Here is a 24229-nt window from a genome sequence, read left to right as displayed (position 1 = left end):
GTGGCCTCAACGCTTCGCCGACGCTTCCTGCGGCGGCTCGTCGTCGGCAATGGCGCGCCAGGCGGCGCCGTCGAGATCGTCGTACTGGCCGCTCTTGAGCGACCACAGGAAGGCGACGAGACCGGCACCGCCGAGCATGAGCGCCAGCGGGACCAGGATGACCAGGATCTCCATCACGCGATCTCCCGCGAGGCGCGGCGCGCCCGCAACGAATTGATCATCACCAGGATAGACGATCCGCTCATGGCCGCCGCCGCGATCAGGGGCGTCACCACGCCGCTGATCGCGACCGGCACGGCGAGGACATTGTAGCCGATCGCAAGCCAGAGGTTCTGACGCATCAGCTGCAACGCCTTGTGCGCGGAATCGATGGCGGCGACGACGGGAGCGAGCGGCCGCCCCAGGAAGACGAGATCGGCGGTTGCCTGGCTCAAATGCGCGGCGGAGATCGGCGACATCGAAACATGGGCCGCCGCCAGCGACGGCGCATCGTTCATGCCGTCGCCGACCATCAGCACTTTTGCGCCGCGCCGCTTCAACTCCTCGATCCGCGCGATCTTGTCGGCGGGGGTGACGCCGGCACGCCATTCGGGGATGTCGAGTGCGTGGGCGGCCGCCCTCACCGCGGGCTCGCGGTCGCCGGAGAGGATCTCGATGCCGATATTGCGCGCCTTCAGCGCCGCGATCACAGCCTGCGCGTCCGGTCGCAGGCCCTGCCGCACCGACAGGATGAATCTTGCGCTGCCCTTGCTGAACGCCACGACCGAAGCCTCGGGGTCAAGGCGGGTCACGTCAGCGACCAGCGCCTCCGCGCCGCAGAACGACGGCCGGCCGAGACGGATTTCGGTCCCGTCCACGCTTGCACGCACACCCTGCCCAGTTTCCTCCACCGCACCCACGATGGGAGACCTGGCGCCGGCAGCCTGCGCCACCGCAGCGGCGACGGGATGATGGCTCGACAGCGCAAGGCGTCCGGCGAGCTCGAAGATGTCGACGGGAATATCGGCAGCATTCGTCACTTCGAGGTTCGGCAGCGTCAGCGTGCCGGTCTTGTCGAAGATGACGTGGTCGGCCTCCGCAAGTCGCTCGATGGCGTCGCCGGAATTGAGCAGCACGCCCGACTTGAACATCGCGCCCGAGGCCACCGTCTGCACCGTCGGGATCGCAAGGCCGAGCGCGCAGGGACAGGTGATTATCAGGACGGCGACGCCGGTCACGATCGCATCGTGCCAACCTGCACCTGCGATGACCCAGCCTAAAACGGTGATCAGCGCGGTCGCATGCACCACGGGCGCATAGAGCCGCGAGGCGCGGTCGGCGAGCTGCATGTAACGCGAGCGCGCGGCAAGCGCGTTGTCGAGCAGCCGCGTGATCTCGGCGAGCAGCGTCGCCTCGGAGGCAGCCGAGACCCGCACCCGCAGCGTGCCCGAGATGTTCATCGATCCCGCATAGACCGGCGTGCCCTGCTCGGCCGTGACATAGAGCGTCTCGCCGGTGATCAGGCTTTGGTCGATTTCGGATCGTCCCTCGATCACGGTTCCGTCGACGGCGCAGCGCTCGCCGGGGCGCAGCAACACGATGTCGCCGGGATGGATCGCCGCCACTGGCACCTGCGCAATTTCGTCGGGGCCGACGAACTTGGCCGCGGTCTCCGCTTTCAGCGCCGCTAGATTGCCGGCCACCGCGCGGGTCCGCCGCCGCATGTTCTGGTCGAGGAAGCGGCCGACCAGAAGGAACGTCAGCAGCATGATCGCCGCGTCGAAATAGGCGTGCTCGGCATGATGGATGGTCTCGACCACGGACATGCCGAGCGCAAGGCACACGCCGATCGAGATCGGCACGTCCATGTTGGTGGTCTTGTTAGACAACGCCCGCCAGGCCGAGCGGAAGAACGGCTGGCCCGCATAGGCCGCTGCGGGCAACGCGATCAGCGCCGACAGCCAGTGGAAGAAATCGCGCTGTTCCGGCAGCATGTCCGAGACGTTGCCCGACCACACCGGGATCGACAGCATCATCACGTTCATGGTGGCGAATGCGGCGACGCCGAGGCACCGCAGGAGGAAGCGGGATTCGGCGACCTCCGCCACCTCCGCGCTCTCGGTCTCGAATGGATAGGCCTTGTAGCCGAGCTCTTCGAGCCGATCGATGACTCCGGCAGGATCGAGCGTGCCCGCCTTCCACTCCAGGGCGACGCGCCGGTCAGTGAGATTCACGCGTGCCAGCGTGACGTCGGGGATGGCGGACAGGCCGCGCTCGATCTTGGCCATGCAGCCGGCGCAGTGAACGCCTTCGACCGCGAGATCGATATGCTTGATACCCTCGGCAGCGGTCCGGACGTAGTGCGAAAAATCCTGCGTGACGTGCATGGCGAATTCCTTCAGTTCAGGATCACGCGGTTGCGCGACAGGAACACGCGCGTTCCCCGTGCCTCGCCTTCGATCACCAGGTCCCATTGGCCGGGCGCGACGGCGGCGGCGTTGCCGCGGTAGATGCCGATGCCGGCCTCAGTGAGCTCGACGGCGAGATCGGCGCGCTTGTCAGTCGGCCGCTCCAGGCGGCCGCCGAACTTCAGTCCGGCGACCGGCTGGCCGCTGGCATCGCGCGCCTCGACCTGCAGCAAGGCGCCACCGTCGTTGCGGCGCTCGACATGGGCGTTGACCTTCCATTTGCGCAACGCCTGGTCATGCGCCGCCGAGATCTCGCGATCGTAGACGAGGCCCGCCGCATAGGGGCTGTCGACATCGGTGCCGGGCAGGGTCGCGATCGCGAGCTTCATCATGGTGGCGTTGACGCCGATCACGAGGCCGAAGAAGGCGACGAGCATCAGGAAGACCTTGGTTCCGGTCAGCGGCTTGGAGGCCATGGCAGTTTCCTCACTTCTCAAGGGGAGACGAAATTGTCGGTGGCGGAGGCGACCTCGCCGAGCCCGATATCGGTGACGTGGAAGCGGACCGGGATCGACTTCTCCGGATTGTTGTCCGCCGGCGCAGTGACCAGCAGCCGCAGCTCGCTGGTGGAGTCGCGCGGGATCACGATCATCGGCCTGTCCGGCGTCACGGAATCGACGCCGATGACGTGGACGGTGGCATTGGCCGGGCCATGCGCGTCGATGGCGATGACACGATCATAACCGCTCTTGTTCAGGAGTCGCACCGTGTAGGCGTTGCGGATCGAGCCGTCGCTGAGCTTGACCGCGACCGGGTTGCGGTCGTGCAGGACGTTGACGTCGAGCAGGCTGCGCGTGGCCAGCGTATAGATCATGAAACCGCCGACGGCGGCGATGATCGCGCTGTAGACGATGGTGCGGGCCCGGACGATCCGGTACACCGGCGCCTTGCCTTCCTGCCGGCGCTGGATGTTGATGTCGTTGTCGTAGCCGATCAGCCGCTTCGGCCGGCCGATCTTCGTCATCACGTTGTCGCAGGCGTCGATGCAGAGGCCGCACTGGATGCATTCCATCTGCGGTCCGTTGCGTATGTCGATGCCAGTCGGGCAGACCGCGACGCACTGGTAGCAATCGACGCAATCGCCGACATGCTCGCCGAGCGCACGCAGCTCGGCGGCCTTCTTCACCGAGGTGCGCTTCTCGCCGCGGTCATAGCGGTAGGTGACGTTGAGCGCCCATTCGTCGGTGAGCGCGGCCTGGATGCGCGGCCACGGGCACATATAGGTGCAGACCTGCTCGCGCATGTAGCCGGCCAGCAGATAGGTCGTCGCGGTGAGGATGCCGATCCAGATGTAGGCGATCATCGGCGCCTGGAAGGTGAGGAGCTCCTTCACAAGCGTCGGCGCGTCGTTGAAGTAGAGCACCCAGGCGCCGCCGGTCCACCAGGCGATCAAGAGCCAGATCGAGTGCTTGAGCACGATCTCGGAGATGCGCTCGAGCTTCATCGGGTCGGACGATTTGTCCTTTTTCATCCGCTCGCGCCGGTCGCCCTCGATCAGGCGCTCGACCGCGTAGAACAGGTCGGTCCAGACCGTCTGCGGGCAGAGATAGCCGCACCAGATCCGGCCACCGATGGAGTTCATCAAGAACAGCGCCACCGCAGCGACGATCAACAGGCCGGTGAAGTAGTAGACCTCCTGCGGCCACAGCTCGATGAAGAAGAAGTAGAAGCGGCTGTTGGGAAGATCGATCAGCACGGCCTGGTTGGGCGCGCCGAGGCCGCGGTTCCAGCGCACGAAGGGCAGCAGATAGTAGACGCCGAGGCAGAATGCCATCAGGCCCCATTTGATCCGACGAAACGTGCCCTTGACGCTCTGGGGATAGACCTTCTTGCGTGGAGCATAGAGCGGCCCGGTGTCGTCCGCCGGCTTCAGTTCGTTCGGGTTGATGGTCTTGTTCATCGCGGAATCTTCTCAGGAGGTGCGACTAAACCTAGACCCGGCGCCCGCCGGTCACTTGATGCAACGCAAACGGGGGCGTTTTTCTGCGCCCCCGTTTAAGACGGCTGTCGTTCGCGGGGCTATTTGCCGCCGCCGAGCGAGTGGACGTAGACCGCCATCGCCTTGACGGTGGCGGGATCGAGCCGCCCTTCCCAGGCCGGCATGACGCCGGCGCGGCCCTGGCTGATAGTTTCGACCAGACTCGCCTCGTCCGAGCCGTAGAGCCAGATCTTGTCGGTCAGATCAGGCGCGCCCAGCTCCTGGTTGCCCTTGCCGCCATCGCCGTGGCAGGCGACGCAGTTCTCGGCGAAGATCTTCTCGCCCTTGGCGGCATCGAAGCCGTTGCGGGTCGGAAGGCCGGCCAGCGACCGCACGTAATTGGCGACCGTGACGATCTCGTCGCCCTTCAGCACGCCGTCCTTGCCGAAGGCGAGCATTTGGCCTTCATGCGTCTTGGCGTGGCCGGAACGCACGCCGTATTGGATGGTCTGCATGATCTGGTCGAGCGTGCCGCCCCACAGCCATTCGTCGTCGTTCAGGTTCGGATAGCCCTTGGCGCCGGCGCCGCCGGAGCCGTGGCACGGCGCGCAATTGTCGCCGAACACGGTCTTGCCCTTGGCACGGGCGAGCGCGAGCAGCGCCGGGTCTTTCTCGATGTCGGCGAGCGAGGCCGCGCCCAGCGCCACCATCTTGTCGCCGCGGACCTTCTCGAGATTGGCGAGCTCGACCGCGACGTCGGCACGCGAGGAATAACCGAACACGCCCGTGGTATTGCCCTGAATCAGCGGCCAGGCCGGATAGACGACCCAATAGCCGATCGACCAGACGATGGTGAGGTAGAACGAGATCACCCACCAGCGCGGCAGCGGCGTGTTGAGCTCCTTGATGCCGTCCCATTCATGTCCGGTCGTGGACTTGCCGGTGACGGCATCGACGTCGCTATGATCGGTCATGGTCTCTCACTCCTCCCGCAACGGCAGGTGCGCTGCCTCATCGAACGCAGCCTTGTTCCGGGGCCAAAACGCGTAGGCGATGATCGCGAGAAAGATCGCGACGAACACCGGTGTCCAGATCGTCGTCACGAGCTCGGACGCAACATTATGGACTGTCAGGATAGCTTTCATCGTTCATGCCTTCTCAGCGAAGATTAGCTTTCTCGTTGTAGAGCTTGAAGTCGACCAGCGTGCCGAGCATCTGCAAGTATGCGACCAGCGCGTCCATCTCAGTCGGCGTGCCGGTCTTGCCGTCGAAGTTGCGCACCACCGCCTTGGCGTAGCGCTTGGTGAAGGCCTCAGTGCCGGCATTGTCCGGATCGGCCTGGGCTTTCAGGTCGGCGGCGGCGTTGGCAACCTGGTCGTCGCTGTAGGGTACCCCGACGGCCTTGAGCGCGCGCATGTCGCCGGCGATCGCGTCCGGGTCGAGCTCGGCCTTGCTGAGGAAAGGATAGCCGGGCATCACCGATTGCGGCACGATCGCGCGCGGATTGATCAGATGGGTGACGTGCCAATCGTCGGAATATTTGGCGCCGACGCGGGCGAGGTCGGGACCGGTACGCTTGGAGCCCCACTGGAACGGGTGGTCATACATGCTCTCGGCGGCAAGGGAGAAGTGGCCGTAGCGCTCGACCTCGTCGCGCAAAGGCCGGACCATCTGCGAATGGCAGAGATAGCAGCCTTCACGGACGTAGACATTGCGCCCGGCGAGCTCCAGCGGCGTGTACGGCCTGACCCCATCGACCGCCTCGATCGTGCTCTTGAGGTAGAACAGCGGGGTGATCTCGACGAGACCGCCGATCGCGATCACCAGCAGGATGCCGACGATCAGGATGATCGAGTTCTTTTCGAAGATTTGGTGACGTGCCCAGAACGACATTGCTCGTGCTCCTCATTCCGCCGGCTGAAGAGCGACGGGCATCTGGACTTCCGCTTCGCCGACGCGAACCGTCATCCAGAGATTGTAGGCCATGATCAGCGAGCCGATCAGGAACAGCCCGCCGCCGGCGGCGCGGATGATGTAGAAGGGATGCATCGCCTCCACGGATTCGATGAAGGAATATTCGAGGAAGCCGAGCGAAGTGTAGGCGCGCCACATCAGGCCCTGGAGGATTCCGGACACCCACATCGCCGAGATGTAGAGGACGATACCGAGGGTCGCGACCCAGAAGTGCCAGTTGACGAGCTTCAAGCTGTACAGCTCCTTGCGATTCCAGGCCCACGGCACCAGGCAATAGAGCGCGCCGAAGGAGACGAAGCCGACCCAGCCGAGCGCGCCGGAATGCACGTGGCCGATGGTCCAGTCGGTGTAGTGGCTGAGCGAGTTGACCACCTTGATCGACATCATCGGGCCTTCGAAGGTCGACATGCCGTAGAAGGCGACGGAGACGACCAGCATGCGCAGCACGGGGTCGGTGCGCAGCTTGTCCCAGGCGCCCGACAGCGTCATCAGGCCGTTGATCATGCCGCCCCAGGAAGGCATCCACAGCATGATCGAGAAGGTCATGCCGAGCGTCTGCGTCCAGTCCGGCAGCGCTGTGTAGTGCAGATGGTGCGGACCTGCCCAGATGTAGAGGAAGATCAGAGCCCAGAAATGGATGATCGACAGACGATAGGAATAGACCGGCCGCTCGGCGCGCTTCGGAATGAAGTAGTACATGATGGCGAGGAAGCCGGCAGTCAGGAAGAAGCCGACCGCGTTATGGCCGTACCACCACTGGAACATGGCGTCCTGGATACCGCCCCACGCGATGTAGGACTTCGAGCCGAACACCGAAACCGGAAGGGCCGGGTTGTTGCCGAGATGCAGGACGGCGATCGTCACGATGAAGGCGAGATAGAACCAGTTCGCGACGAAGATGTGCGGCTCCTTGCGCTTGATGATGGTGGCAAGGAAGACGAGCAGATAGACCACCCAGACGATGGTCAGCCACAGGTCGGCATACCATTCGGGCTCGGCATATTCCTTCGACTGGGTGACGCCCAGCAGATAGCCGGTGCCGGCGACCAGGATGAAGTAGTTGTAGCCGACCACCACGAACCAGGGCGCGAGATCGCCGGCGAGGCGCGCGCGGCACGACTTCTGCACGACGTAGAACGAGGTCGCGATCAGCACGTTGCCGCCGAAGGCGAAGATCACCGCCGACGTGTGCAGCGGGCGCAGGCGGCCGAAGCTGGTCCAGGGCAGATCGAAGTTCAGTGCGGGCCAGGCCAGCTGCGAGGCGATGATGAGACCGACCAGGAAACCCGCAATGCCCCAGAACATCGACATGAAGGCGGAGAACTTGATCGGCCCCATGTTGTAGTTGGGACGGCCGTTGATCTCCTGTGGCGGCAGCATAGCCGGTCGTTCGAAGTAGCGGTTCACGATGAAGAACACCGCCGCGAGGCTCGCCGCCGCGCTGAGCCCGGCATGAAAGGCGAAGGGCGCATCGAGCGCCTTGGCCGTTGCGATCACGCAGAGGAACGCGGTGACTGCAAACACGACAGCCAAGCCGCTTTCACCTGACGTCATGGATTTGGAGATGGAGGGCTGGCTCATGCGGGTTCTCTTTTCGAAAGAAACACGCAGCCAGAAACCACATTCACCTTCGCGGGGAATTGATTGAAATCAAGATGGGCGGATTTCCGTTAATGTGAAGGAGGGGTTGGCAGTTGAAATGCCCTCTCCCCTTGTGGGAGAAGGCCGCAGCAATCTCCGTGAAATCACGGAGGTGGGGACCGCGATCTCGCATTCATTGCGAGGAGCGAAGCGACGAAGCAATCCAGGATCCCTCCCCGGAGGCAGTCTGGATTGCTTCGCTTCGCTCGCAATGACGGAGATCACAGCCCGGTCGCCCGGTGGGCTTCAGTCTCTCGCCGTCGCCTTGAGCGCGGCGATGACGTCCTCGCGGGCGATGATTCCGACCAGCTTCTGGGCGCCGTCGAGCACGATGATGCTCCTGATGCGGTGCTCGACCATGATCTGCAGCACGCGCGTCAGTCGCGTGTCGGGGCCGACATAGATGAACTCGGGCGTCATGATGTCGCCGATCTTGCGACTCATCAGGTCGTGATAGCGCGGCAGCATCTGGCTCGGCGTGAAGGCGAAGCACTTCAGGATGTCGAATTTGGTGACGATGCCGACCACCTGTCCGTCGTCCACGACCGGATAGGAGTTGAAATCGTCGGTCTCGAACATCTCGCTGAGCGCGAGCAAGTCGTGGTCGCGCTGCACTGTCCTGACGTCGCGCGTCATGTAGCCACTGACGGTCTGCTCGAGAAATCTGTACACGGCGCGTCCTCCTCGACTCGCTGTTGGCCGGCCGTCAATGCGACAGCAGCACCAGACGGGCGGATTGAGCGACCAGATGCTGGGTGACGCCGCCCATGATCAGCTCACGAAACCTCGAATGACCATAGGCGCCCGCAACGATCAGGCCGGCGCCAACCTCGGCGGCAACCTTGTCCAACTGCGCGGCGGTAGTTTCGTTCCGTGTGCTTTCCGAAACGCGCGCGGTGGCGGTGATGCCGTGGCGGGCGAGCCAGGCGGCGACGTCGGTCACGCCGGCCATCACGACTGGGCGGTCGTCATCGCGCTCCAGAATTCCGGCAATGGTGACGTCTCTCGCCTTGCGCAGCAGCGGCAGTGCGTCCGCCACCGCCCGCCGCGCCTCCGGCGTGTCCTTCCACGCCACCAGCGCGCTGCGCAAATCGAGCCAGTTGGCCCGGTCGGGGACGACGAGCAGCGGGCGGCCCGCCTGCATCACCAGATCCTTGGGGCTTGCGAGCGCAAAAGCGTCGGAGAAGGCCGGGCTCTGCCCGCCGCTCACGACGATGTCGGCACAGCGCGCCTGCGCCATGATGAATCGCGCCGGGAAATCCAGCGCGCTGCGCCACTCCGCGTGTCCGCCGCGATTCTTCATGGCCGCGCGGAATTGCGCCTCGAGACCGGCGAGGCGCCGCGTGACGGACGCTTCACCCTCCTCGATCAGTCCCTGGGCGTCGGCGCCATCGGTGAAATACAGCGGCGGCGCGAACCGCGCTGCGGCAACCCCGATGATACCAGCCTCGAATCGTTCAGCGAGCTCACCCGCGACCTGAAGGCGCGCCTCGTTGGACTGGTCGAGCGCTAGGCTGACCATCACGGTCGCGTATGTCATCGGGATTCTCCGAACAGCAGTGAATTGCCGCGAAATCTAGCCGCGCTGACACCGGACAGGATGAGATAGATCAAATCGTCAGACGCCGTGTCGCGGGAATTCCGCTAGTGGAATCAGACATCGGAACTTGCCTCCGGCCCGCCCTTGGGCGAAATTACCGCCGTGTTCGCGGCGGCTTGCTAGCCGCACGAGAATGGGAGTCACACTTTGCCGCCGGCCCGCGTCACGCAGCCACCAGACGACGGTCAGGGTGAACATTTCCGGCTGCGGATCGAAGGGTTCGGCGTCGGCACCTGGGATCTCGACCTCGCGACGCGGGAATTGGCCTGGTCGGATACCACCAGAAGCCTGCTCGGCATCGAGCGAGACCAGCCGGCGAGCTATGAGCTGTTCCTGTCACGCCTCGAGCCCGGGGACCGCGACCGCGTGGAGAGCGCAATCGCGCGTCTCGCCGAACGTGGCGGCGGCCTGGACGTGTCCTTCAAGGTCGCAGGCGGCTCCGGCAGAGGGCAATGGATCCGCGCCCGCGCGGGCCTCGTTCGGGACGAAGCCGGCGTCGCCCGTCATCTCAGCGGCATCATTCTCGACATCGACGAGGAGAAGCAGGTGGAGGAGGCGCTGCGCACGCGCGAGACTCACCTCCGCTCCATCCTCCAGACCATTCCCGATGCCATGATCGTCATCGACGGCCACGGCATCATGCAGCTCTTCAGCACGGCTGCCGAGCGCCTGTTCGGCTGGTCCGAGCATGAGGCGATCGGCCAGAATGTCAGCATCCTGATGCCGGAGCCCGACCGCACCCGCCACGACGGCTACATCGCACGCTATCGCTCGACCGGCGATCCGCACATCATCGGCATCGGCCGCATCGTCACCGGCAAGCGCCGCGACGGCACCACCTTTCCAATGCACCTGTCGATCGGCGAGATGCAATCCGGCGGCGAACCCTATTTCACCGGCTTCGTGCGCGACCTCACCGAGCACCAGCAGACCCAGGCCCGGCTCCAGGAGTTGCAGTCCGAGCTCGTCCACGTCTCCCGGCTGACCGCAATGGGCGAAATGGCCTCCGCGCTCGCCCACGAGCTGAACCAGCCGCTGGCGGCGATCAGCAATTACATGAAGGGATCGCGGCGCCTGCTCGCCGGTAGCAGCGATCCCAACACATCGAAGATCGAGAGCGCGCTGGACCGCGCCTCGGAGCAGGCCTTGCGCGCCGGCCAGATCATCCGCCGCCTGCGCGACTTCGTTTCGCGCGGCGAGTCGGAGAAGCGGGTCGAGAGCTTGTCCAAGCTGATCGAGGAGGCGGGCGCGCTAGGGCTCGCCGGCGCGCGCGAGCAGAACGTGCAGCTCCGCTTCAGCCTCGATCCCACCGCCGATCTCGTCCTCGCCGACCGGGTGCAGATCCAGCAGGTGCTGGTCAATCTGTTCCGCAACGCGCTGGAGGCGATGGCGCAGTCGCCGCGGCACGAGCTCGTGGTCGCCAACAGGCGCGTCGCCGACGACATGATCGAGATCGAGGTTTCCGACACTGGCTCCGGCTTCCAGGGCGACGTCATTCCAAACCTGTTCCAGACCTTTTTCACCACCAAGGAAACTGGCATGGGCGTCGGCCTGTCCATCAGCCGCTCGATCATCGAGGCCCACGGCGGCCGCATGTGGGCCGAAAGCAATGCATCGGGCGGGGCGACATTCCGCTTCACCCTGCCGGCAACCGACGAGAATTGATTCATGGCGACCAAGGGACATGTCTACGTCATCGACGACGACGCCGCGATGCGGGACTCGTTGAATTTCCTGCTGGAGTCCTCGGGCTTCGGCGTTACGCTGTTCGACAACGCGAAGGATTTCATCAACACCCTGCCCGGCCTCGCCTTCGGTTGCGTCGTCTCCGACGTGCGGATGCCTGGAATCGACGGGATCGAGCTTCTCAAGCGCATGAAGGCGCAGAACAGCCCGTTCCCGATCCTGATCATGACTGGTCATGGCGACGTGCCGCTCGCGGTCGAGGCGATGAAACTCGGCGCGGTCGATTTCCTGGAGAAACCGTTCGAGGACGATCGTCTGATCACCATGATCGAAACGGCGATCCGCCAGGCCGAACCGGCAGCCAAGAGCGAAGCCATTTCGCAGGACATCGCCGCCCGCGTCGCCTCCTTGAGCCCGCGCGAACGCCAGGTCATGGAGGGCTTGATCGCCGGCCTCTCCAACAAGCTGATCGCCCGCGAATACGACATCAGCCCGCGGACCATCGAGGTCTACCGGGCCAATGTGATGACCAAGATGCAGGCCAACAGCCTCTCGGAGCTCGTCCGCATGGCGATGCGCGCCGGCATGCTCAACGATTGAGGAAGGTGGCCTTGAGCCAGGTCAAGTTTGGCTTCCGTGGGCCGTGATAGCCAAGGCTGCATGATCGAGGTTGGCTCGCACCCTCAGCGGCTCGCAATGGCGTCATCGGCAAAACCCACCATCTACGTGGTCGACGACGATGCCGCTGTGCTGGGATCGCTGCAATTCCTTCTGGAAACCGACGGTTTCGCCGTGCGGACCTTCAGGAACGCGACGGCGCTGCTCAACGCCACCGGCACACGCGGCGCCAATTGCTACGTGATCGACTACAAGATGCCCGGCATCAATGGCCTTGAGCTCGTCGGCCGGCTGCGCGCAGCCGGCGGCGATGTCCCGGTCATCCTGATCACCGGATACCCGGACCGGAATATTTCGGCGCGGGCCGCCGCCGCGGGCATCAAAGACGTGATTCTCAAGCCGCTTCTCGACGAAAACCTGGTCAAACGTATCCGCCGCGTCATTCAGGATCGGCAAGGAAGTTGACCTACGGGATTCTACGTAAGGCGACCCCCTTAAGATATCGCTCGAAATTTTCGACCCCCCCGATACCGCGTACGAAAGCGTCATCACAACGGAGATGGCGCGATGCTGACCCAGACGATCAACACCCAGGCGATCAACACGCAAGTTCGCGGCAAGATTGCCCCTGCCCATCCCGTGACTGACCAGTTCGGCGCGATCACCGGCCATGTCGGCCTCGTCGCCACGGAGTTCTCCTATCGCAAGGACGAGGAAATCTACGGTGAGGACGAGCCGGCCGAATATGTCTACCAGGTCATCACAGGCGCAGTGCGCAGCTACAAGCTCCTCTCCGACGGCCGCCGCCAGATCGGCGCCTTCCATCTTCCCGGCGACGTGTTCGGCCTCGAATCCGGCGCTACCCACCGCCTCGCCGCCGAAGCCATCATCGACACCACCGTGCGTCTCGTGAAGCGCGCCAGCCTCGAGAAGGCCGCCGGCGTCGACGTCCAGGTCGCCCGCAAGCTCTGGGCCATGACGGCTTCCGAGCTCCGCCACGCCGAAGACCACATGCTGCTGCTGGGCCGCAAGACCGCGATGGAGCGCGTTGCGACCTTCCTGCTCGAAATGGATCGCCGCCTCGCCGTCGCCGGCATGATGGCGCTGCCGATGTGCCGCCGCGACATCGGCGACTATCTCGGCCTTACTCTCGAGACCGTGTCACGCGCGCTGTCGCAGCTTCACACCGAGGGCATCCTGGGCTTCTCCGGTGCCCGCCAGATCGTGCTGCGCAACCGCCAACGCCTGCACAATCTCGACCCCTGATGTCCGACGACCCACTTTGGCCGGCTGAATTGGTTCAGCCGGCCGTTTCTTTCGTGGCGGCCAGGCCCGTGCGCCGTGTCTCCGGCATCACGAAGAAGATGAGCAGGAGTCCCGCCGCGGCAACGGCGGACAGTCCGATGAACGCGGTGGCATTGCCGAACTTGTCGCTGACATAGCCGCCAAGCACGGTACTCAACGACGCGCCGATGCCCGTTGCGGTGCCGACGATGCCCTGCGCCAGGTTGAAATGCCCGCTACCGAAGGCGACGTCGGCGACGATCAGCGGGATCATCACCGCGAAGACCGCCGCGGTAATGCCGTCGAACACTTGCACGAGCACCAGGAGATAGGGATCGCGCACGATCGCGAACAACAGGCCGCGAATCGCCAGCGCAGCGAAGCCGATCAGCAGCAGCGGCCGCCGGCCCCAGAGCTGCGCCTTGCGCCCGACCGTCGGCGACAGCAGCGCCACGATCGCCTGCGGAACGACGATGCAGAAGGCGACGAGCACCGTCGCCCACTGGGCGGACCGCGCCGTCACCGCGCTTGCCATCAGCGGCATCATCGCGGCATTCGCGAGCTGCAACATGAGCACGCTGAGCGCGAAGACGATGAGCGGACGCTGCCGGATCAGGTGCCAGATGTTGGTGTCGCCGCGGTCCGCCGATTCGCGCGGCATCTCGCCGTGAGAGCGTGCGATGTCGATCTCATGCTCGCGGATGCGCGAGAGCGCGATCAGCGTCGGGATCACGAGCAGGAAGGTGACCAGGAACACCGAGCGGCTGGAGAGCAGGTAGCCGGCTGTGCCCATCACTGCCGCAGCGACGCCGTTGCCGAGTGAGGCAAACCGCGCGTTGCGGCCGAGACGTTCGCCGATCGCGAGCGGACCGACGAGGCCGAGGCTAATGGCCGCGATCGCCGGACCCAGCACGCAGCTCGCCATCGCATGCAGGGTGGCCGCGGTCACCACGACGGGGAAGATCGGCATCGCCGCATAGGCCAGCGCGCAGCAGCCGATGGTCGCGATCGCAAGGGCTGCGACCAGCCGTTCCGATTTCGCCGCATCGATGATGGCGCCGCCGGGTATCTGGCCGATAAGGGCGACGATGCCGCCGATCGACAGCACGAAGCCGATCTCGACCTGGGTCCATTTCTGCGTCGTGAGATAAACCGCAATGAAGGGACCAAATCCGGTCTGCACGTCGGCCAGGAAGAAAATGAACCAGTCGAGACCGCGCTGGCTCTGGCGCGAGGGCGCCGGAAGGCCGGCGGCCGGTGGCGCGGCCACGTTGTCCTTTTCGACGCCGCCGTCGCGATCTGCGTGTTTCGGCTTCCTCGACAACAGCACAGGCGGTCAGCCCTCCCGGCACCTCACTGGATTGCTTGCAGCGGTTGAAGGCTGCCTGACGCGCCGAGCACCACGATCGGCGTGTCCTCCTTGTATTCCGGCGCGGCCGCGACCTGCGCCTTGGTCAATTCCAGCGTGATGCTGTCCTTCTTGTTGGCGATCTTGCCGAAACGCAGCGCGTTCCAGTCCACTACGATCTTGCGGCTGCCGACGCCGAGAAAGCCGCCGAAATCGATCGCAGCGGCGCGTACGTGGCCGGTGCGATCGACGACGACGTCGACGATGCGGCCCATATCCTCGCCGGCGGCGCTGCGCACGTCACGGCCGAGCACGCCATGCGCCTCGCTCGCGCCGATGATGGTCACGGACGGGGGCGGCGCGGCGTCCTTGGGAGTGACCGGAACGGTCGGGGCCGGCGGTTGCACCGTTGCCGGTGCGTTTGCTTCGCTCGGGGGCGCGGGTGGCGCGGCGGACGGTTCCTCCGCCGCGCGCGATACGGCGACCGTCAATCCCGCGACGATCGCCATGCTCAGTACAAACCATCTGGCGGTACGCATGAACCCCTCCTCGCGCCGCTAGCGCGCCAGCACGATCGAGACCTGGATCTGGCCGCGCGTGCGCAACACTTCCAGCGCCACGTCGTCGCCGTGGCGGCTGACGCGTAAGTCGACGCTGGATTCGCCGAGCCTGAGATCGCGCAGGATCACCTCGTTCAGGAACGCGGGCAGATGCGGATTTCGCAGCCGAATCTCGCCGCGTGCCACGTCGAACTCGATGCCGAGCGCCGCCTCCAGCAGCGTGAACGGCGTCGCGCTGGCCCAGGCCTGCGGCGCGCAGGCGACCGGATAGAGCGTCGGGCCGCGCCGCTTCTCGCGCCGGAAGCCGCAGAACAATTCGGGCAGCCGGCGCAGATCCATGTAGGTCGCCGCGTCGAACAGCCCCTTGAAGACGTGCGCCACCGAGTGCTTGAGGCCGTAGCGGGCGAGCCCGAGCGCGATCAGCGCGTTGTCGTGCGGCCAGATCGACCCGTCGTGATAGGACATCGGGTTGTAGCGCACCTCGCCTTGCGCGACGGTGCGGATGCCCCATCCCGAGAAGAAATGCGGCCGCATCAGATCGGCGGCCACGAGACGGGCGCGGTCCTCGCGGATCATGCCGCTGAACAGTACCTGGCCGGCATTCGAGGTCCGCACCTTGCAGGGGCGCTTCTTGCCGTCGAGGGCGAGCGCATAGGTGCCGAGCTCCTCGCACCAGAACGCCTTCTCGAAGCGCTCAGCCAACGCCTTGGCGTCGGCCTCGAGCTTGCGCACCCGGTCCGGCTTGCCGAGCCGCAGCGCGCAACGCGCGGCGAGTTGCTTGGCGGCGTAGACGTAGCCCTGCACTTCGGCGAGCGCGATGTTGCCTTCCGCAAGCTTGCCGTCGGCATGGAAGATCGCGTCGTAGGAATCCTTCCAGCCCTGGTTGGCGAGCCCCTTCTCCGTCGCGCGCTGGTATTCGACGAAGCCGTCCTGGTCGGGATCGCCGGGACCATCGATCCAGGCGAGCCCCGCCTCGATCGCCGGCCACAGCTCGATCAACGTATCCTCGTCGCCGGTGCGCTCGAAATAACTGCCCGCGAGCAGCACGAACAACGCGGTCGAATCGACACTGCCGTAATATTGCGAGAACGGCACCTCGCCGAGCGCCGCCATCTCGCCGCCGCGCATCTCGTGCAGGATCTTTCCGGGCTCAGCGTCGGCGAGCGGATCGACCGCCTTGGCCTGGAAATGCGCGAGACGCCGCAGCACGCCCTTGGCGACGCGCGGATCGACCCAGAGCATCTGCAACGCGGTGATCAGGCCGTCGCGGCCGAACGTGGTCGAGTACCAGGGAATGCCGGCATAGGGATAGCGTCCCTGCGGCGTCTCCGTCGTCAGCATGTTGAGGTCGGCCATGGCCTGGCACAGCACCTCGTTGAAGATGTTGTTGGAGGTCTCGATGCTCGCCGCGCCCACCGCGTGCCGCCGCATCTCGCGGCGATGGGCCAGCAGACCCGGAAAGAACCGCGCCGGCTTTTCAGCCACCGGCCGGTTGCAGGAGACGGCGACGAACAGCGATTTGGCCTCGTGCGGATCGAGTTCGAGCTGCCAGGTCGCGGCATTGACCGACAGCCGCGTCGGGCGCGGATCGAAATGCAGGCCGGTGGTGCGCTCGCTGTCGTCGAGGCCGCGATACTCGAACAGCACGTCGGTCGGCCCGAGCAGCTTGCTCGTGCCGGTTCCGCGCCGCGGCCGCCGCTCGCCGCGGACCTCGAACAGATCCGCGAAGTCGTTGTCGAACAGCAGTGTCAGCTCGAAACTGGCACGCGCGTCGCCATGGTTCTGCACGCCGATGCGCTGATAGGCGCTGCCGCGCCACAGGAAGATCGTGCGCACGATGTGCAGCAGATCCTTCTGGAATACGAGGCGGCCCTGACGGTAGATATCGGGATTGGTGAGATCGACCGTCAACGCCGAATTGTCGTCACGCAGGTTCGAGCCGAGCAGCAGCGGCTGGAGATCGTCGAGCACGAGTTCCAGCCGCGCCAGATAACGCGTGTCGTGGTGGAACAGGCCGTCCGGCCCGCCCGCCGAGGCGCCGATATCGCCATGGCTGTCGAGCACGATGAAAGTGTCGTCGTGCTTGAGAGACCGCCGCGGCCGCGCGGCGGGCCCCGTCATCGGAATGTAGAACGTCTGCTCCGCGACGGCTTCCACCGTCTGCGACACGGAAATGATCTGGGTTACGGCTTCGGCCGACATGAGCAGCTCCCCTGCGCTTGTTTCGAAACGCGACCGACTCGAACGCGACTCTAAAGCGCGATGAAATCAGGATGAATCGTCATCGCGCTCTAGGTTTTTGTTTGAGCATGATCCTTTCGGAAAACCGCCGCACATTTCTTCCGGATCATGCTTTACGGCTTACGCGGCGGCTTGTGCGAGCCGGCTCATTTCCTGCGTCACCAGCTCGCGATAGGGTCCGTGTCCCTGCATCAAACGATCAGGCGGGCCGTCCTCGATGATCTTACCATGCTTCAGCACCACCACGCGGTCGAAATTGCGTAGTGTCGCCAGGCGGTGCGCGATCGCGATCACGGTGCGGCCGCGCATCAGGCGCGACAGCGCCTCGCGGATCGCCTCTTCGGACTCGCTGTCGAGCGCCGCGGTGGCCTCGTCCAGCAGCAGGATCGGTGCGTCCTTCAGGAAGGCGCGCGCGATCGCGATGCGCTGGCGCTGGCCGCCCGACATCTTGACGCCGCGGTCGCCGACCATGGTGTCGAGGCCTTCGGGCAGGCTGTCGATGAAATCGCAGCGCGCCGCGATCGCCGCGCGCAGCACCTCGTCGTCGGTCGCGTTCGGTCGGCCGTAGCGGATGTTCTCGCGGATCGAGCGATGAAACAGGGAGATGTCCTGCGGCACGACGGAGATCGCCTCGCGCAGGCTCTGCTGCGTGACCTTCGAGATGTCCTGGCCGTCGATGGTGATGCTGCCCTCGTCGGTGTCGTAGAAGCGCTGCAGCAGCGTGAACAGCGTCGACTTGCCACCGCCGGACTGGCCGACCAGACCGACACGCTGGCCGGGCTGCAGGCGCAGGCTGAAGCGTTCGAAGATCTTGTCGCCGCCGGGATAGCCGAAGGTGACGTTGTTATATGTGATGGCGGCGCCGGTCTTGACCAGAGGCTCCGCCTCCGGGTGATCGCGCAGTTCGTGCGGCACCAGCAGCGTGGCAATCGCCTCGGTCAGCCGCGCGACGTGCTGGGTGACGTCAACGAGCGCCACCGCGAGATCGCGCGTCGCGCTCAGGATGGAAATGCCGAGCGTACAGACCAGGACGACGTCGCCGGTCGTCGCCTGCCCCTTCTGCCAGAGCGTGATCGCCCAGGCCATCAGCGCGATCGTCAAAAGCACGGTGATGGCGGCGTGCAACAGCCGCAGCTTCTCCAGATAGCGCAGGCTGCGGCTTCGCGCGGTGAGCTCCCGGTTCACCGTCGCGTCGAACCGCTCATGCTCGTGGCCGATCCCGCAGAACGCACGGACCAGCGGCATGTTGCTGATGACATCGATCATCTCGCCGTCCACCGCGGCGGCCTTGTCGGCGAAATCGTCGTGAAGCGGCTTGCCGGCGGCGGCGAGGCGGAACATCGCGATCACCATGCCGCCCGCGATCACGATCAGGCCGAGCGCCATGTAAGGACTGACGGTTCCGATCAGCGCGATTGCCGCAATTGTGGCGATGCAGGGCGGCAACACATTCCAGACGAACATGTTCTCGACCGTGAACACCGCGTTCGACGTCGCCGTGATGCGGCTCGTCAGCATGCCCGGCATGCGGTCGGAGAAATAACTCGGCGCGTGTCCGGTCAGATGACGAAATATGTCACGCCGTAAATCACCCGTGACCCGGACGAAGGTGAAGCTCGCTGTCCAGCTGGCGATCCGCCATAGAAAATTGTCGGCGGCGATCAGCGACATGAGCAGAATGAATGCCAGCCATACGCCACCGCCATACGACGGACCCGCAGACAAGGCGTCGACGAGGGATTTGACCCCGTATTGAGTGCCTACGGAGCAGGCAACCGCGCCAACGACCGCCGCCAGGATCACCAGATGCGACGCCATGCGCATCCGAAGATAGCGCAAGACAAAGGCAAATGGCCTGCGCGCGTATCCAGAAAGATGATCCATATGGCTATCGCCCCGTTATGCTGATTTTGGCTTTGTTACTGATCGACTGAACATCGACCTGCTCGTCCGGGTTCCCGGACCCGGCGATCACGACATGCGGATGCGGACGATCTGAGAAGATGTAATGGCAGCATCGAGACGGTCCGCGAACGTGTCCAATAAGTAACGCTTGGGAGAAGGAACTTCGCAACTGCGGGAACGTTCCCTTGTCTGGCATGCCGGTGCCGTACTGGCGGGGGTTTCAACATTCATGATCGCAAAGGAGATGGTGAGATGCGCATCGCGCAGGTAGCTCCGTTGACGGAGGCTGTTCCACCCAAGCTGTATGGCGGCACCGAGCGGGTGGTGCACTGGTTGACGGAGGAGTTGGTGGCCCTGGGGCACGACGTGACATTGTTCGCCAGCGGCGACTCGCAGACGTCGGCCAAGCTGGATGCATTATGGCCGCGGGCGCTGCGCCTCGACGGTTCCGTACGCGATCCCAACGCCCTCCACATGGTGCTGCTGGAGCGCGTGCGGCAAAAATGTGACGACGAGGAGTTCGACTTTCTCCACTTCCATCTCGATTATTATCCGTGGTCGCTGTTCCACCGGCAGCCGACGCCGTTCGTGACCACGCTACACGGCCGGCTCGACCTGCCCGAGCATCAGCCGGTCTTCAACACGTTCTCCAAGATGCCCGTCATCTCGATCTCCAATGCGCAGCGGCGGCCGGTGCCGCAGGCGAACTGGGTGACGACGATCTATCACGGTCTTCCCGAGAACCTTTTGACGCCCAAGCCGGCGAAACAGGAATATCTCGCCGTGCTCGGCCGCATCGCCCCCGAGAAGGGCGTCGACCGCGCCATCAAGATCGCGACGCATTGCGGCATTCCGCTGAAGATCGCGGCCAAGGTGGATCGTGCCGACCAGGATTACTATGACGAGCTGATCCGGCCGATGATCGAGAACAATCCGCTGGTCGAGTTCATCGGCGAGATCGGCGATCACGAGAAGTCGGACTTCCTCAGTGGAGCGCTCGGCCTGTTGCTGCCGATCGACTGGCCGGAGCCGTTTGGCCTGGTGATGATCGAAGCCATGGCCTGCGGAACGCCGGTGGTCGCCTTCAACCGCGGCTCGGTGCCGGAGATCATCGACGAGGGCTTGACCGGCTTCGTCGTCGAGGACGTCATCAGCGCGGCCGGCGTGGTGAACCGTCTTCCGCAGCTCGACCGCTCTGCGATCCGCAAGCAGTTCGAGACGCGCTTCACGGCACGGCGAATGGCGCTCGACTATCTCGCCGCCTATCGCAGCCTGACCGAGGCGCAAGCGCCGCGGATCAAGCTGGTGAGCAGCGCGGAGTAACGCTTCACAAACGCCGCTTGCGTCCATCGCTGGCGAATATAGTGCCCTCTCCCTTGTGGGAGAGGGCTGCGACAATGGAGGGGCATACTCCCTCAAGTGAGCGGTTGTGTCCGCATCTGGAATTTTCTCGGCATTGAAAGTCGCACGCGGAGAGAACCCCTCTACGCGGCGAGCCACCCTCTTCCACAGGGGTGAGGCTTAAGCAATTACATCCCGAGCAGCCTTGGCAGCCACAACGACAGGCCGGGCCAATACGTCACGACCACCAGGAATCCCAGCATCGTCAACAGCCACGGCCACACTGCCACCGTGAGCTCGGTGATACCCATCTTGGCGATGCCCGAGGCGACGTAGAGGTTGAGGCCGACGGGGGGATGACACAGCCCGACCTCCATGTTGACCGTCATCAGGATGCCGAAATGGATGGGGTCGATGCCGAGCTTGACCGCGACCGGAAACAGGATCGGCGCCATGATCAGGATGATCGAGGACGGCTCCATCACGTTGCCCGCCAGCAGCAGCAAGAGATTGACGAGCAGCAGGAAGCCGATCCACCCCAGGCCCTGGTCGATCATCCATTGCGCCAGCGCCTGCGGCACGTTTTCATAGGTCATCAGGAACGAGAACAGCACCGCGTTGGTGATGATGTAGAGCAGCATCGCCGACAGGTTCGCCGATGACAGCAGCACCCGCGGCACGTCGCGCAGCTTGAGATCCTTGTAGATGAACACCGCGACAAAGAAGGCGTAGACCGCGCTGACGGCGGCCGCCTCCGTCGGCGTGAACAGGCCGCTGTAGATGCCGCCGATCACGATGACGATCAAGAGGATGCCCCAGATCGATTTGCGGAACGCATCGAAGCGCTCGTACAGCGTCGCCTTCGGCATCCGCGGATAGTCGTTGCGCCAGGCCCGATAGAACGTCGTCATGCCGAGCAGCGTGGCGAGCGCAAGCCCCGGCACGATGCCGGCGATGAACAGCTTGCCCACCGAGCTGTTGGTGGAGACGGCGTAGAGCACCATCGGGATCGACGGCGGAATCAGGATCCCGAGCGAGCCCGACGTCGTGATCACGCCCGCGCCGAACCGCTTCGGAAACCCTTGCGCCACCATTGCCGGCAGGATCACCGACCCGATCGCCACGACGGTCGCCGGCGAGGAGCCGGAAATCGCCGCGAACAGCGCGCAGGCCACCACGCCGGACAGCGCGAGACCGCCATACCAATGGCCGACCAGCGAGGTTGCGAACGCGATCATGCGGCGCGCCACGCCGCCATGGGTCAGGAAGTTGCCGGCGAGGATGAAGAACGGGATCGCCATGATCTCGAAATTCTCGATGCCGGTGAACAGCTTCAGCGCCACCGATTCCGTCCGCACGTCGGTCAGCGTGAACATGAAGCTGAGCACGGTCAGGCCCAGCGCGATCGAGATCGGCATGCCCGTCAGCATCAGGGAGATCAGAAGGGCGAACACGATGAGGACGCGCAGGCCATGCGGCAGCGTGATGACGTGGCCCGCATGCGCAAAGCACAGCGCGACGATCAGCACCGGCAGCAGCATCAGGATCCAGCCGAGCGGGCTGCGCTCGTCCCGCACCACCTGGGTGGGCGTGACCGGCGCCGGATGCACCGGATCCGCCTCGACGCCTTCGACGCCGGCCATGTCGTGATGCGGCAGCTCGCCGGTGCGGTGGAACGACCAGGCCACCTGCAGGAAGCGGAAGCACATCAAGGCGGAGCCGAGCGGGATGGTGAGATACACCATCCACATCGGCGCTTCGAGATCGTTGGATTGCTGGCCGGTCAACCACATCTGGCTGACGAAGGCGGCCCCGAAATAGCCCACGATGGCGGTGAAGAGCGCGCCGCACAGAAGACCGAAGGTGATGACGCGGCGGCGCGATCCGCCGGGCAGGATGTTGACGAGCACGTCGACGCCGACATGGATGCCGGTGCGCACGCCATAGGCGGCGCCGAACTTCGCCATCCAGATGAACATGTAGATGCAGAGCTCCTGCGCCCAGGACAGGTCGAGCGCGGCGAGCCAGACGAACGCCGCGCGCGCGGGCACGGCAAGGAAGGCCAGGTTGCGAGCCTCCGCCCATTTGGCGATGTCGATGGAGAGGCCGGCGCCGTAACGGTGCAGCACCGCGACGAAGATCAGCGACGTCGCCGCCGCGATCATCGTCGCGATCAGCCATTCCTCGAGATGATTGAGCACCCGGTTCAGCGCACGCAGCAAGTTCGTCCCCCCAGCATTTGGCCTGTCCGTTTAAGAGCGAAACGGCCGGGAGTGCGATCACCCCCGACCGTTGGTATTGTTCTCCTTAGGGCGCGGCCGTCAGTTCATCTCGTTGTCCCAATGAGCGAGGCCGCCGTTGATACCCTTGGCCGTGTGCCCTTCATCGCGTTGGAACAGATCTCGTCCCCGAACAGCCAGGGCGCCTCAATCTCCTCCTCCTTGTAGAGCGTGGAATTGAGGTAGACTTCGACCTTGACCCCACCGGCGGTGTATTCCTCGGCGAGTTCCTTGAATTTCAGCGCGCCCTTGCCCCTCGGGGTGTCGTTCGCCACGACATGACCGAACTTGAAGACGATGGGGCTCTGGGCCTGGGCGATAGGAGCGAGGAGAACAGCCGTGGCGGCGACCGCAAGGAGCAGCAGCTTGCGCATGAAGGTACCTCCCAACAACCTTTGAACCGGGTTCTTCTTGTTTTGCCGTCCAGTCACGCGGACTTTGGTGGCAGCTAGTCACCCACCCGGAGAACCAGACCTCAGCCCAGCTTGCCGCAGCCAAGCTAACTTGACGCCCGCCGGATGCGCAACCCGGCAGCGCGCTCATCCAAGGGAATAGCATCCATGTCGCATTGCGGCAGGGCCATCAGCCTTTGCGCTGAGCGACCATGAAGAGGCGGCGGAACGGAAACAGCGTCTGCCCCGCGGCATTCTTCGGATAGGCCTTTGTGACCCGTTGCCCATAGTCCGCTTCGAAGGCGGCCTTCTCGTCGCCCTGCAGAACATCGAGATAGCGCGTCAGCCAGGTCCCCTTGGTCCACTCCTTCACGGGGTTCTCGCCTTCGAGCACCTGAAGATACTCGGTCTCCCAGATGTCGATATTCTGCGACAGCGGCGCGAGGAGGTCATGATAGAAGGCGGGCCCTTCGACCGGCGGCGGGGTGACGAGGTGCTCGACCCTGGAGCGCCAGGGACCGTCCAGCGCGGTCTCGCCGATCAGCACATGCGAGGGCGCCGTGAAGTTGCGCGGCATCTGCACCGCGAGCATGCCGCCAGGCGTGACCTTCCTCATCACCGACGGAAACAGTGCCGCGTGATTGGGCAGCCAGTGCAGTGCGGCATTTGAATAGATCAGGTCATGGGACTTCGCGGGACTCCAATGGCCGAGGTCTTGATGCGACCATTCGACATCGGGCGCCGCCTTGCGCCCTGCCGCGACCATCTCGGCCGAGCCCTCGACGCCGGTGACGCTCGCAACCGGCCAGCGCTCCTTGATCAGCTTCGTCACGTTGCCGGCGCCCGCCCCGAGATCGGCGATCGCCCGGGGCGCGAAATCCGGAATGCGCATCAAGAGGTCGACGGCGGGCCGCAGCCGGTGGCCGGAGAACTTCAGGTATTGCTGCGGATCCCAGACCATCACCCTCGCCTATTCTTTTCGTGTTTTCACCAGG

General features: G+C 64.6%; 21 protein-coding genes and 2 pseudogenes. 5 read left to right on the top strand and 18 right to left on the bottom strand.

Annotated elements, in window-relative coordinates; translation table 11 throughout:
- Positions 1–6 precede the first annotated feature (6 nt).
- The 10 genes from ccoS to LPJ38_RS16860 all read right to left on the bottom strand — a co-directional run bounded on the left by ccoS (position 7) and on the right by LPJ38_RS16860 (position 9520).
- Entirely contained in the window at positions 7–174 is a 168-nt protein-coding gene (gene ccoS, locus LPJ38_RS16905; RefSeq protein WP_145628172.1) for a cbb3-type cytochrome oxidase assembly protein CcoS, read from the bottom strand.
- Positions 174–2366, bottom strand: a complete 2193-nt coding sequence (locus tag LPJ38_RS16900; RefSeq protein WP_145628174.1) for a cation-translocating P-type ATPase — start codon at positions 2364–2366, stop codon at positions 174–176. Before LPJ38_RS16900 ends, ccoS begins: the two co-directional genes overlap by 1 nt.
- Positions 2367–2377: 11 nt before the next feature.
- On the bottom strand, positions 2378–2863 hold the full coding sequence (locus tag LPJ38_RS16895; RefSeq protein WP_145628176.1) for a FixH family protein: 486 nt from the start codon (positions 2861–2863) through the stop codon (positions 2378–2380).
- Positions 2864–2880: 17 nt separating this feature from the next.
- Complete coding sequence (ccoG, locus tag LPJ38_RS16890; protein ID WP_145628178.1) at positions 2881–4347, bottom strand: cytochrome c oxidase accessory protein CcoG; 1467 nt, start codon at positions 4345–4347, stop codon at positions 2881–2883.
- A 119-nt stretch (positions 4348–4466) separates the two neighbouring features.
- Complete coding sequence (ccoP, locus tag LPJ38_RS16885; RefSeq protein ID WP_145628180.1) at positions 4467–5339, bottom strand: cytochrome-c oxidase, cbb3-type subunit III; 873 nt, start codon at positions 5337–5339, stop codon at positions 4467–4469.
- Between the two features lie 6 nt (positions 5340–5345).
- Positions 5346–5510: a cbb3-type cytochrome oxidase subunit 3 gene (locus LPJ38_RS16880; RefSeq protein WP_008550637.1), complete on the bottom strand. Its 165-nt coding sequence runs from the start codon at positions 5508–5510 to the stop codon at positions 5346–5348.
- Between the two features lie 13 nt (positions 5511–5523).
- Positions 5524–6258 carry a cytochrome-c oxidase, cbb3-type subunit II gene (gene ccoO, locus LPJ38_RS16875; RefSeq protein WP_145628182.1) on the bottom strand — a complete coding sequence of 245 codons (735 nt, stop codon included), beginning with the start codon at positions 6256–6258 and terminating at the stop codon, positions 5524–5526.
- 12 nt (positions 6259–6270) lie between these two features.
- Positions 6271–7920, bottom strand: coding sequence for a cytochrome-c oxidase, cbb3-type subunit I (gene ccoN, locus LPJ38_RS16870; RefSeq protein ID WP_145628184.1), 1650 nt, complete (start codon positions 7918–7920; stop codon positions 6271–6273).
- Between the two features lie 306 nt (positions 7921–8226).
- Positions 8227–8652: a CBS domain-containing protein gene (locus LPJ38_RS16865; protein ID WP_145628186.1), complete on the bottom strand. Its 426-nt coding sequence runs from the start codon at positions 8650–8652 to the stop codon at positions 8227–8229.
- A 34-nt stretch (positions 8653–8686) separates the two neighbouring features.
- Complete coding sequence (locus LPJ38_RS16860) at positions 8687–9520, bottom strand: universal stress protein (RefSeq protein WP_145628188.1); 834 nt, start codon at positions 9518–9520, stop codon at positions 8687–8689.
- Between the two features lie 207 nt (positions 9521–9727).
- Between LPJ38_RS16860 and fixL the strand changes: the two genes are divergently transcribed.
- The 4 genes from fixL to LPJ38_RS16840 all read left to right on the top strand — a co-directional run bounded on the left by fixL (position 9728) and on the right by LPJ38_RS16840 (position 13150).
- Positions 9728–11245 carry a sensor protein FixL gene (gene fixL, locus LPJ38_RS16855; protein WP_145628190.1) on the top strand — a complete coding sequence of 506 codons (1518 nt, stop codon included), beginning with the start codon at positions 9728–9730 and terminating at the stop codon, positions 11243–11245.
- A 3-nt stretch (positions 11246–11248) separates the two neighbouring features.
- A complete protein-coding gene (fixJ, locus tag LPJ38_RS16850; protein ID WP_145628192.1) occupies positions 11249–11866 on the top strand; it encodes a response regulator FixJ in 618 nt (205 codons plus the stop codon).
- Positions 11867–11926: 60 nt separating this feature from the next.
- Positions 11927–12349, top strand: a complete 423-nt coding sequence (locus LPJ38_RS16845; RefSeq protein WP_145628194.1) for a response regulator — start codon at positions 11927–11929, stop codon at positions 12347–12349.
- A 102-nt stretch (positions 12350–12451) separates the two neighbouring features.
- Positions 12452–13150 (top strand): helix-turn-helix domain-containing protein, encoded by a 699-nt coding sequence (locus tag LPJ38_RS16840; protein ID WP_145628196.1) that lies wholly within the window; start codon positions 12452–12454, stop codon positions 13148–13150.
- A 34-nt stretch (positions 13151–13184) separates the two neighbouring features.
- Here the strand turns inward: LPJ38_RS16840 and LPJ38_RS16835 are convergent, their stop codons facing one another.
- The 4 genes from LPJ38_RS16835 to LPJ38_RS16820 all read right to left on the bottom strand — a co-directional run bounded on the left by LPJ38_RS16835 (position 13185) and on the right by LPJ38_RS16820 (position 19201).
- Positions 13185–14498 carry an MFS transporter gene (locus LPJ38_RS16835; RefSeq protein WP_145628198.1) on the bottom strand — a complete coding sequence of 438 codons (1314 nt, stop codon included), beginning with the start codon at positions 14496–14498 and terminating at the stop codon, positions 13185–13187.
- A gap of 23 nt (positions 14499–14521) precedes the next feature.
- Entirely contained in the window at positions 14522–15055 is a 534-nt protein-coding gene (locus tag LPJ38_RS16830) for a PRC-barrel domain-containing protein (RefSeq protein WP_167520207.1), read from the bottom strand.
- 18 nt (positions 15056–15073) lie between these two features.
- On the bottom strand, positions 15074–17278 hold the full coding sequence (locus LPJ38_RS16825; protein WP_145628199.1) for an amylo-alpha-1,6-glucosidase: 2205 nt from the start codon (positions 17276–17278) through the stop codon (positions 15074–15076).
- A gap of 159 nt (positions 17279–17437) precedes the next feature.
- Positions 17438–19201, bottom strand: a complete 1764-nt coding sequence (locus tag LPJ38_RS16820; RefSeq protein WP_145628200.1) for an ABC transporter ATP-binding protein — start codon at positions 19199–19201, stop codon at positions 17438–17440.
- Positions 19202–19474: 273 nt separating this feature from the next.
- Between LPJ38_RS16820 and LPJ38_RS16815 the strand changes: the two genes are divergently transcribed.
- Complete coding sequence (locus tag LPJ38_RS16815; protein WP_145628201.1) at positions 19475–20545, top strand: glycosyltransferase family 4 protein; 1071 nt, start codon at positions 19475–19477, stop codon at positions 20543–20545.
- A 206-nt stretch (positions 20546–20751) separates the two neighbouring features.
- On the opposite strand, the gene LPJ38_RS38120 is transcribed toward LPJ38_RS16815, so the two are convergent.
- From LPJ38_RS38120 to LPJ38_RS16795, 4 genes and pseudogenes are all read right to left on the bottom strand, one after another.
- Entirely contained in the window at positions 20752–21993 is a 1242-nt protein-coding gene (locus LPJ38_RS38120; RefSeq protein ID WP_430640294.1) for a TRAP transporter large permease, read from the bottom strand.
- Between the two features lie 306 nt (positions 21994–22299).
- Positions 22300–22530 (bottom strand): annotated as a pseudogene (locus tag LPJ38_RS38115) (TRAP transporter small permease); the annotation flags it as partial.
- A 366-nt stretch (positions 22531–22896) separates the two neighbouring features.
- Positions 22897–23216: pseudogene (locus tag LPJ38_RS16800) on the bottom strand (C4-dicarboxylate ABC transporter); the annotation flags it as partial.
- A 208-nt stretch (positions 23217–23424) separates the two neighbouring features.
- Positions 23425–24195 carry a methyltransferase domain-containing protein gene (locus tag LPJ38_RS16795; RefSeq protein WP_145628204.1) on the bottom strand — a complete coding sequence of 257 codons (771 nt, stop codon included), beginning with the start codon at positions 24193–24195 and terminating at the stop codon, positions 23425–23427.
- Positions 24196–24229: the final 34 nt, after the last annotated feature.

Origin of the sequence: Bradyrhizobium daqingense, assembly GCF_021044685.1 — a bacterium.
In the GTDB taxonomy this organism is placed as follows: Bacteria; Pseudomonadota; Alphaproteobacteria; order Rhizobiales; family Xanthobacteraceae; genus Bradyrhizobium; species Bradyrhizobium daqingense.
The sequence above is the reverse complement of the archived record's forward strand: the minus strand, read 5'-3'. Positions and strand labels throughout refer to the sequence as shown.

Excerpts from the sequence above, each read along its gene's own strand:
- ccoS (WP_145628172.1), bottom strand. The coding sequence starts at position 174 with ATGGAGATCCTGGTCATCCTGGTCCCGCTGGCGCTCATGCTCGGCGGT.
- LPJ38_RS16900 (WP_145628174.1), bottom strand. The coding sequence starts at position 2,366 with ATGCACGTCACGCAGGATTTTTCGCACTACGTCCGGACCGCTGCCGAG.
- LPJ38_RS16895 (WP_145628176.1), bottom strand. The coding sequence starts at position 2,863 with ATGGCCTCCAAGCCGCTGACCGGAACCAAGGTCTTCCTGATGCTCGTC.
- ccoG (WP_145628178.1), bottom strand. The coding sequence starts at position 4,347 with ATGAACAAGACCATCAACCCGAACGAACTGAAGCCGGCGGACGACACC.
- ccoP (WP_145628180.1), bottom strand. The coding sequence starts at position 5,339 with ATGACCGATCATAGCGACGTCGATGCCGTCACCGGCAAGTCCACGACC.
- LPJ38_RS16880 (WP_008550637.1), bottom strand. The coding sequence starts at position 5,510 with ATGAAAGCTATCCTGACAGTCCATAATGTTGCGTCCGAGCTCGTGACG.
- ccoO (WP_145628182.1), bottom strand. The coding sequence starts at position 6,258 with ATGTCGTTCTGGGCACGTCACCAAATCTTCGAAAAGAACTCGATCATC.
- ccoN (WP_145628184.1), bottom strand. The coding sequence starts at position 7,920 with ATGAGCCAGCCCTCCATCTCCAAATCCATGACGTCAGGTGAAAGCGGC.
- LPJ38_RS16860 (WP_145628188.1), bottom strand. The coding sequence starts at position 9,520 with ATGACATACGCGACCGTGATGGTCAGCCTAGCGCTCGACCAGTCCAAC.
- fixJ (WP_145628192.1), top strand. The coding sequence starts at position 11,249 with ATGGCGACCAAGGGACATGTCTACGTCATCGACGACGACGCCGCGATG.
- LPJ38_RS16845 (WP_145628194.1), top strand. The coding sequence starts at position 11,927 with ATGATCGAGGTTGGCTCGCACCCTCAGCGGCTCGCAATGGCGTCATCG.
- LPJ38_RS16840 (WP_145628196.1), top strand. The coding sequence starts at position 12,452 with ATGCTGACCCAGACGATCAACACCCAGGCGATCAACACGCAAGTTCGC.
- LPJ38_RS16830 (WP_167520207.1), bottom strand. The coding sequence starts at position 15,055 with ATGCGTACCGCCAGATGGTTTGTACTGAGCATGGCGATCGTCGCGGGA.
- LPJ38_RS16825 (WP_145628199.1), bottom strand. The coding sequence starts at position 17,278 with ATGTCGGCCGAAGCCGTAACCCAGATCATTTCCGTGTCGCAGACGGTG.
- LPJ38_RS16820 (WP_145628200.1), bottom strand. The coding sequence starts at position 19,201 with ATGGATCATCTTTCTGGATACGCGCGCAGGCCATTTGCCTTTGTCTTG.
- LPJ38_RS16815 (WP_145628201.1), top strand. The coding sequence starts at position 19,475 with ATGCGCATCGCGCAGGTAGCTCCGTTGACGGAGGCTGTTCCACCCAAG.
- LPJ38_RS38120 (WP_430640294.1), bottom strand. The coding sequence starts at position 21,993 with ATGCTGACGGGCATGCCGATCTCGATCGCGCTGGGCCTGACCGTGCTC.
- LPJ38_RS16795 (WP_145628204.1), bottom strand. The coding sequence starts at position 24,195 with ATGGTCTGGGATCCGCAGCAATACCTGAAGTTCTCCGGCCACCGGCTG.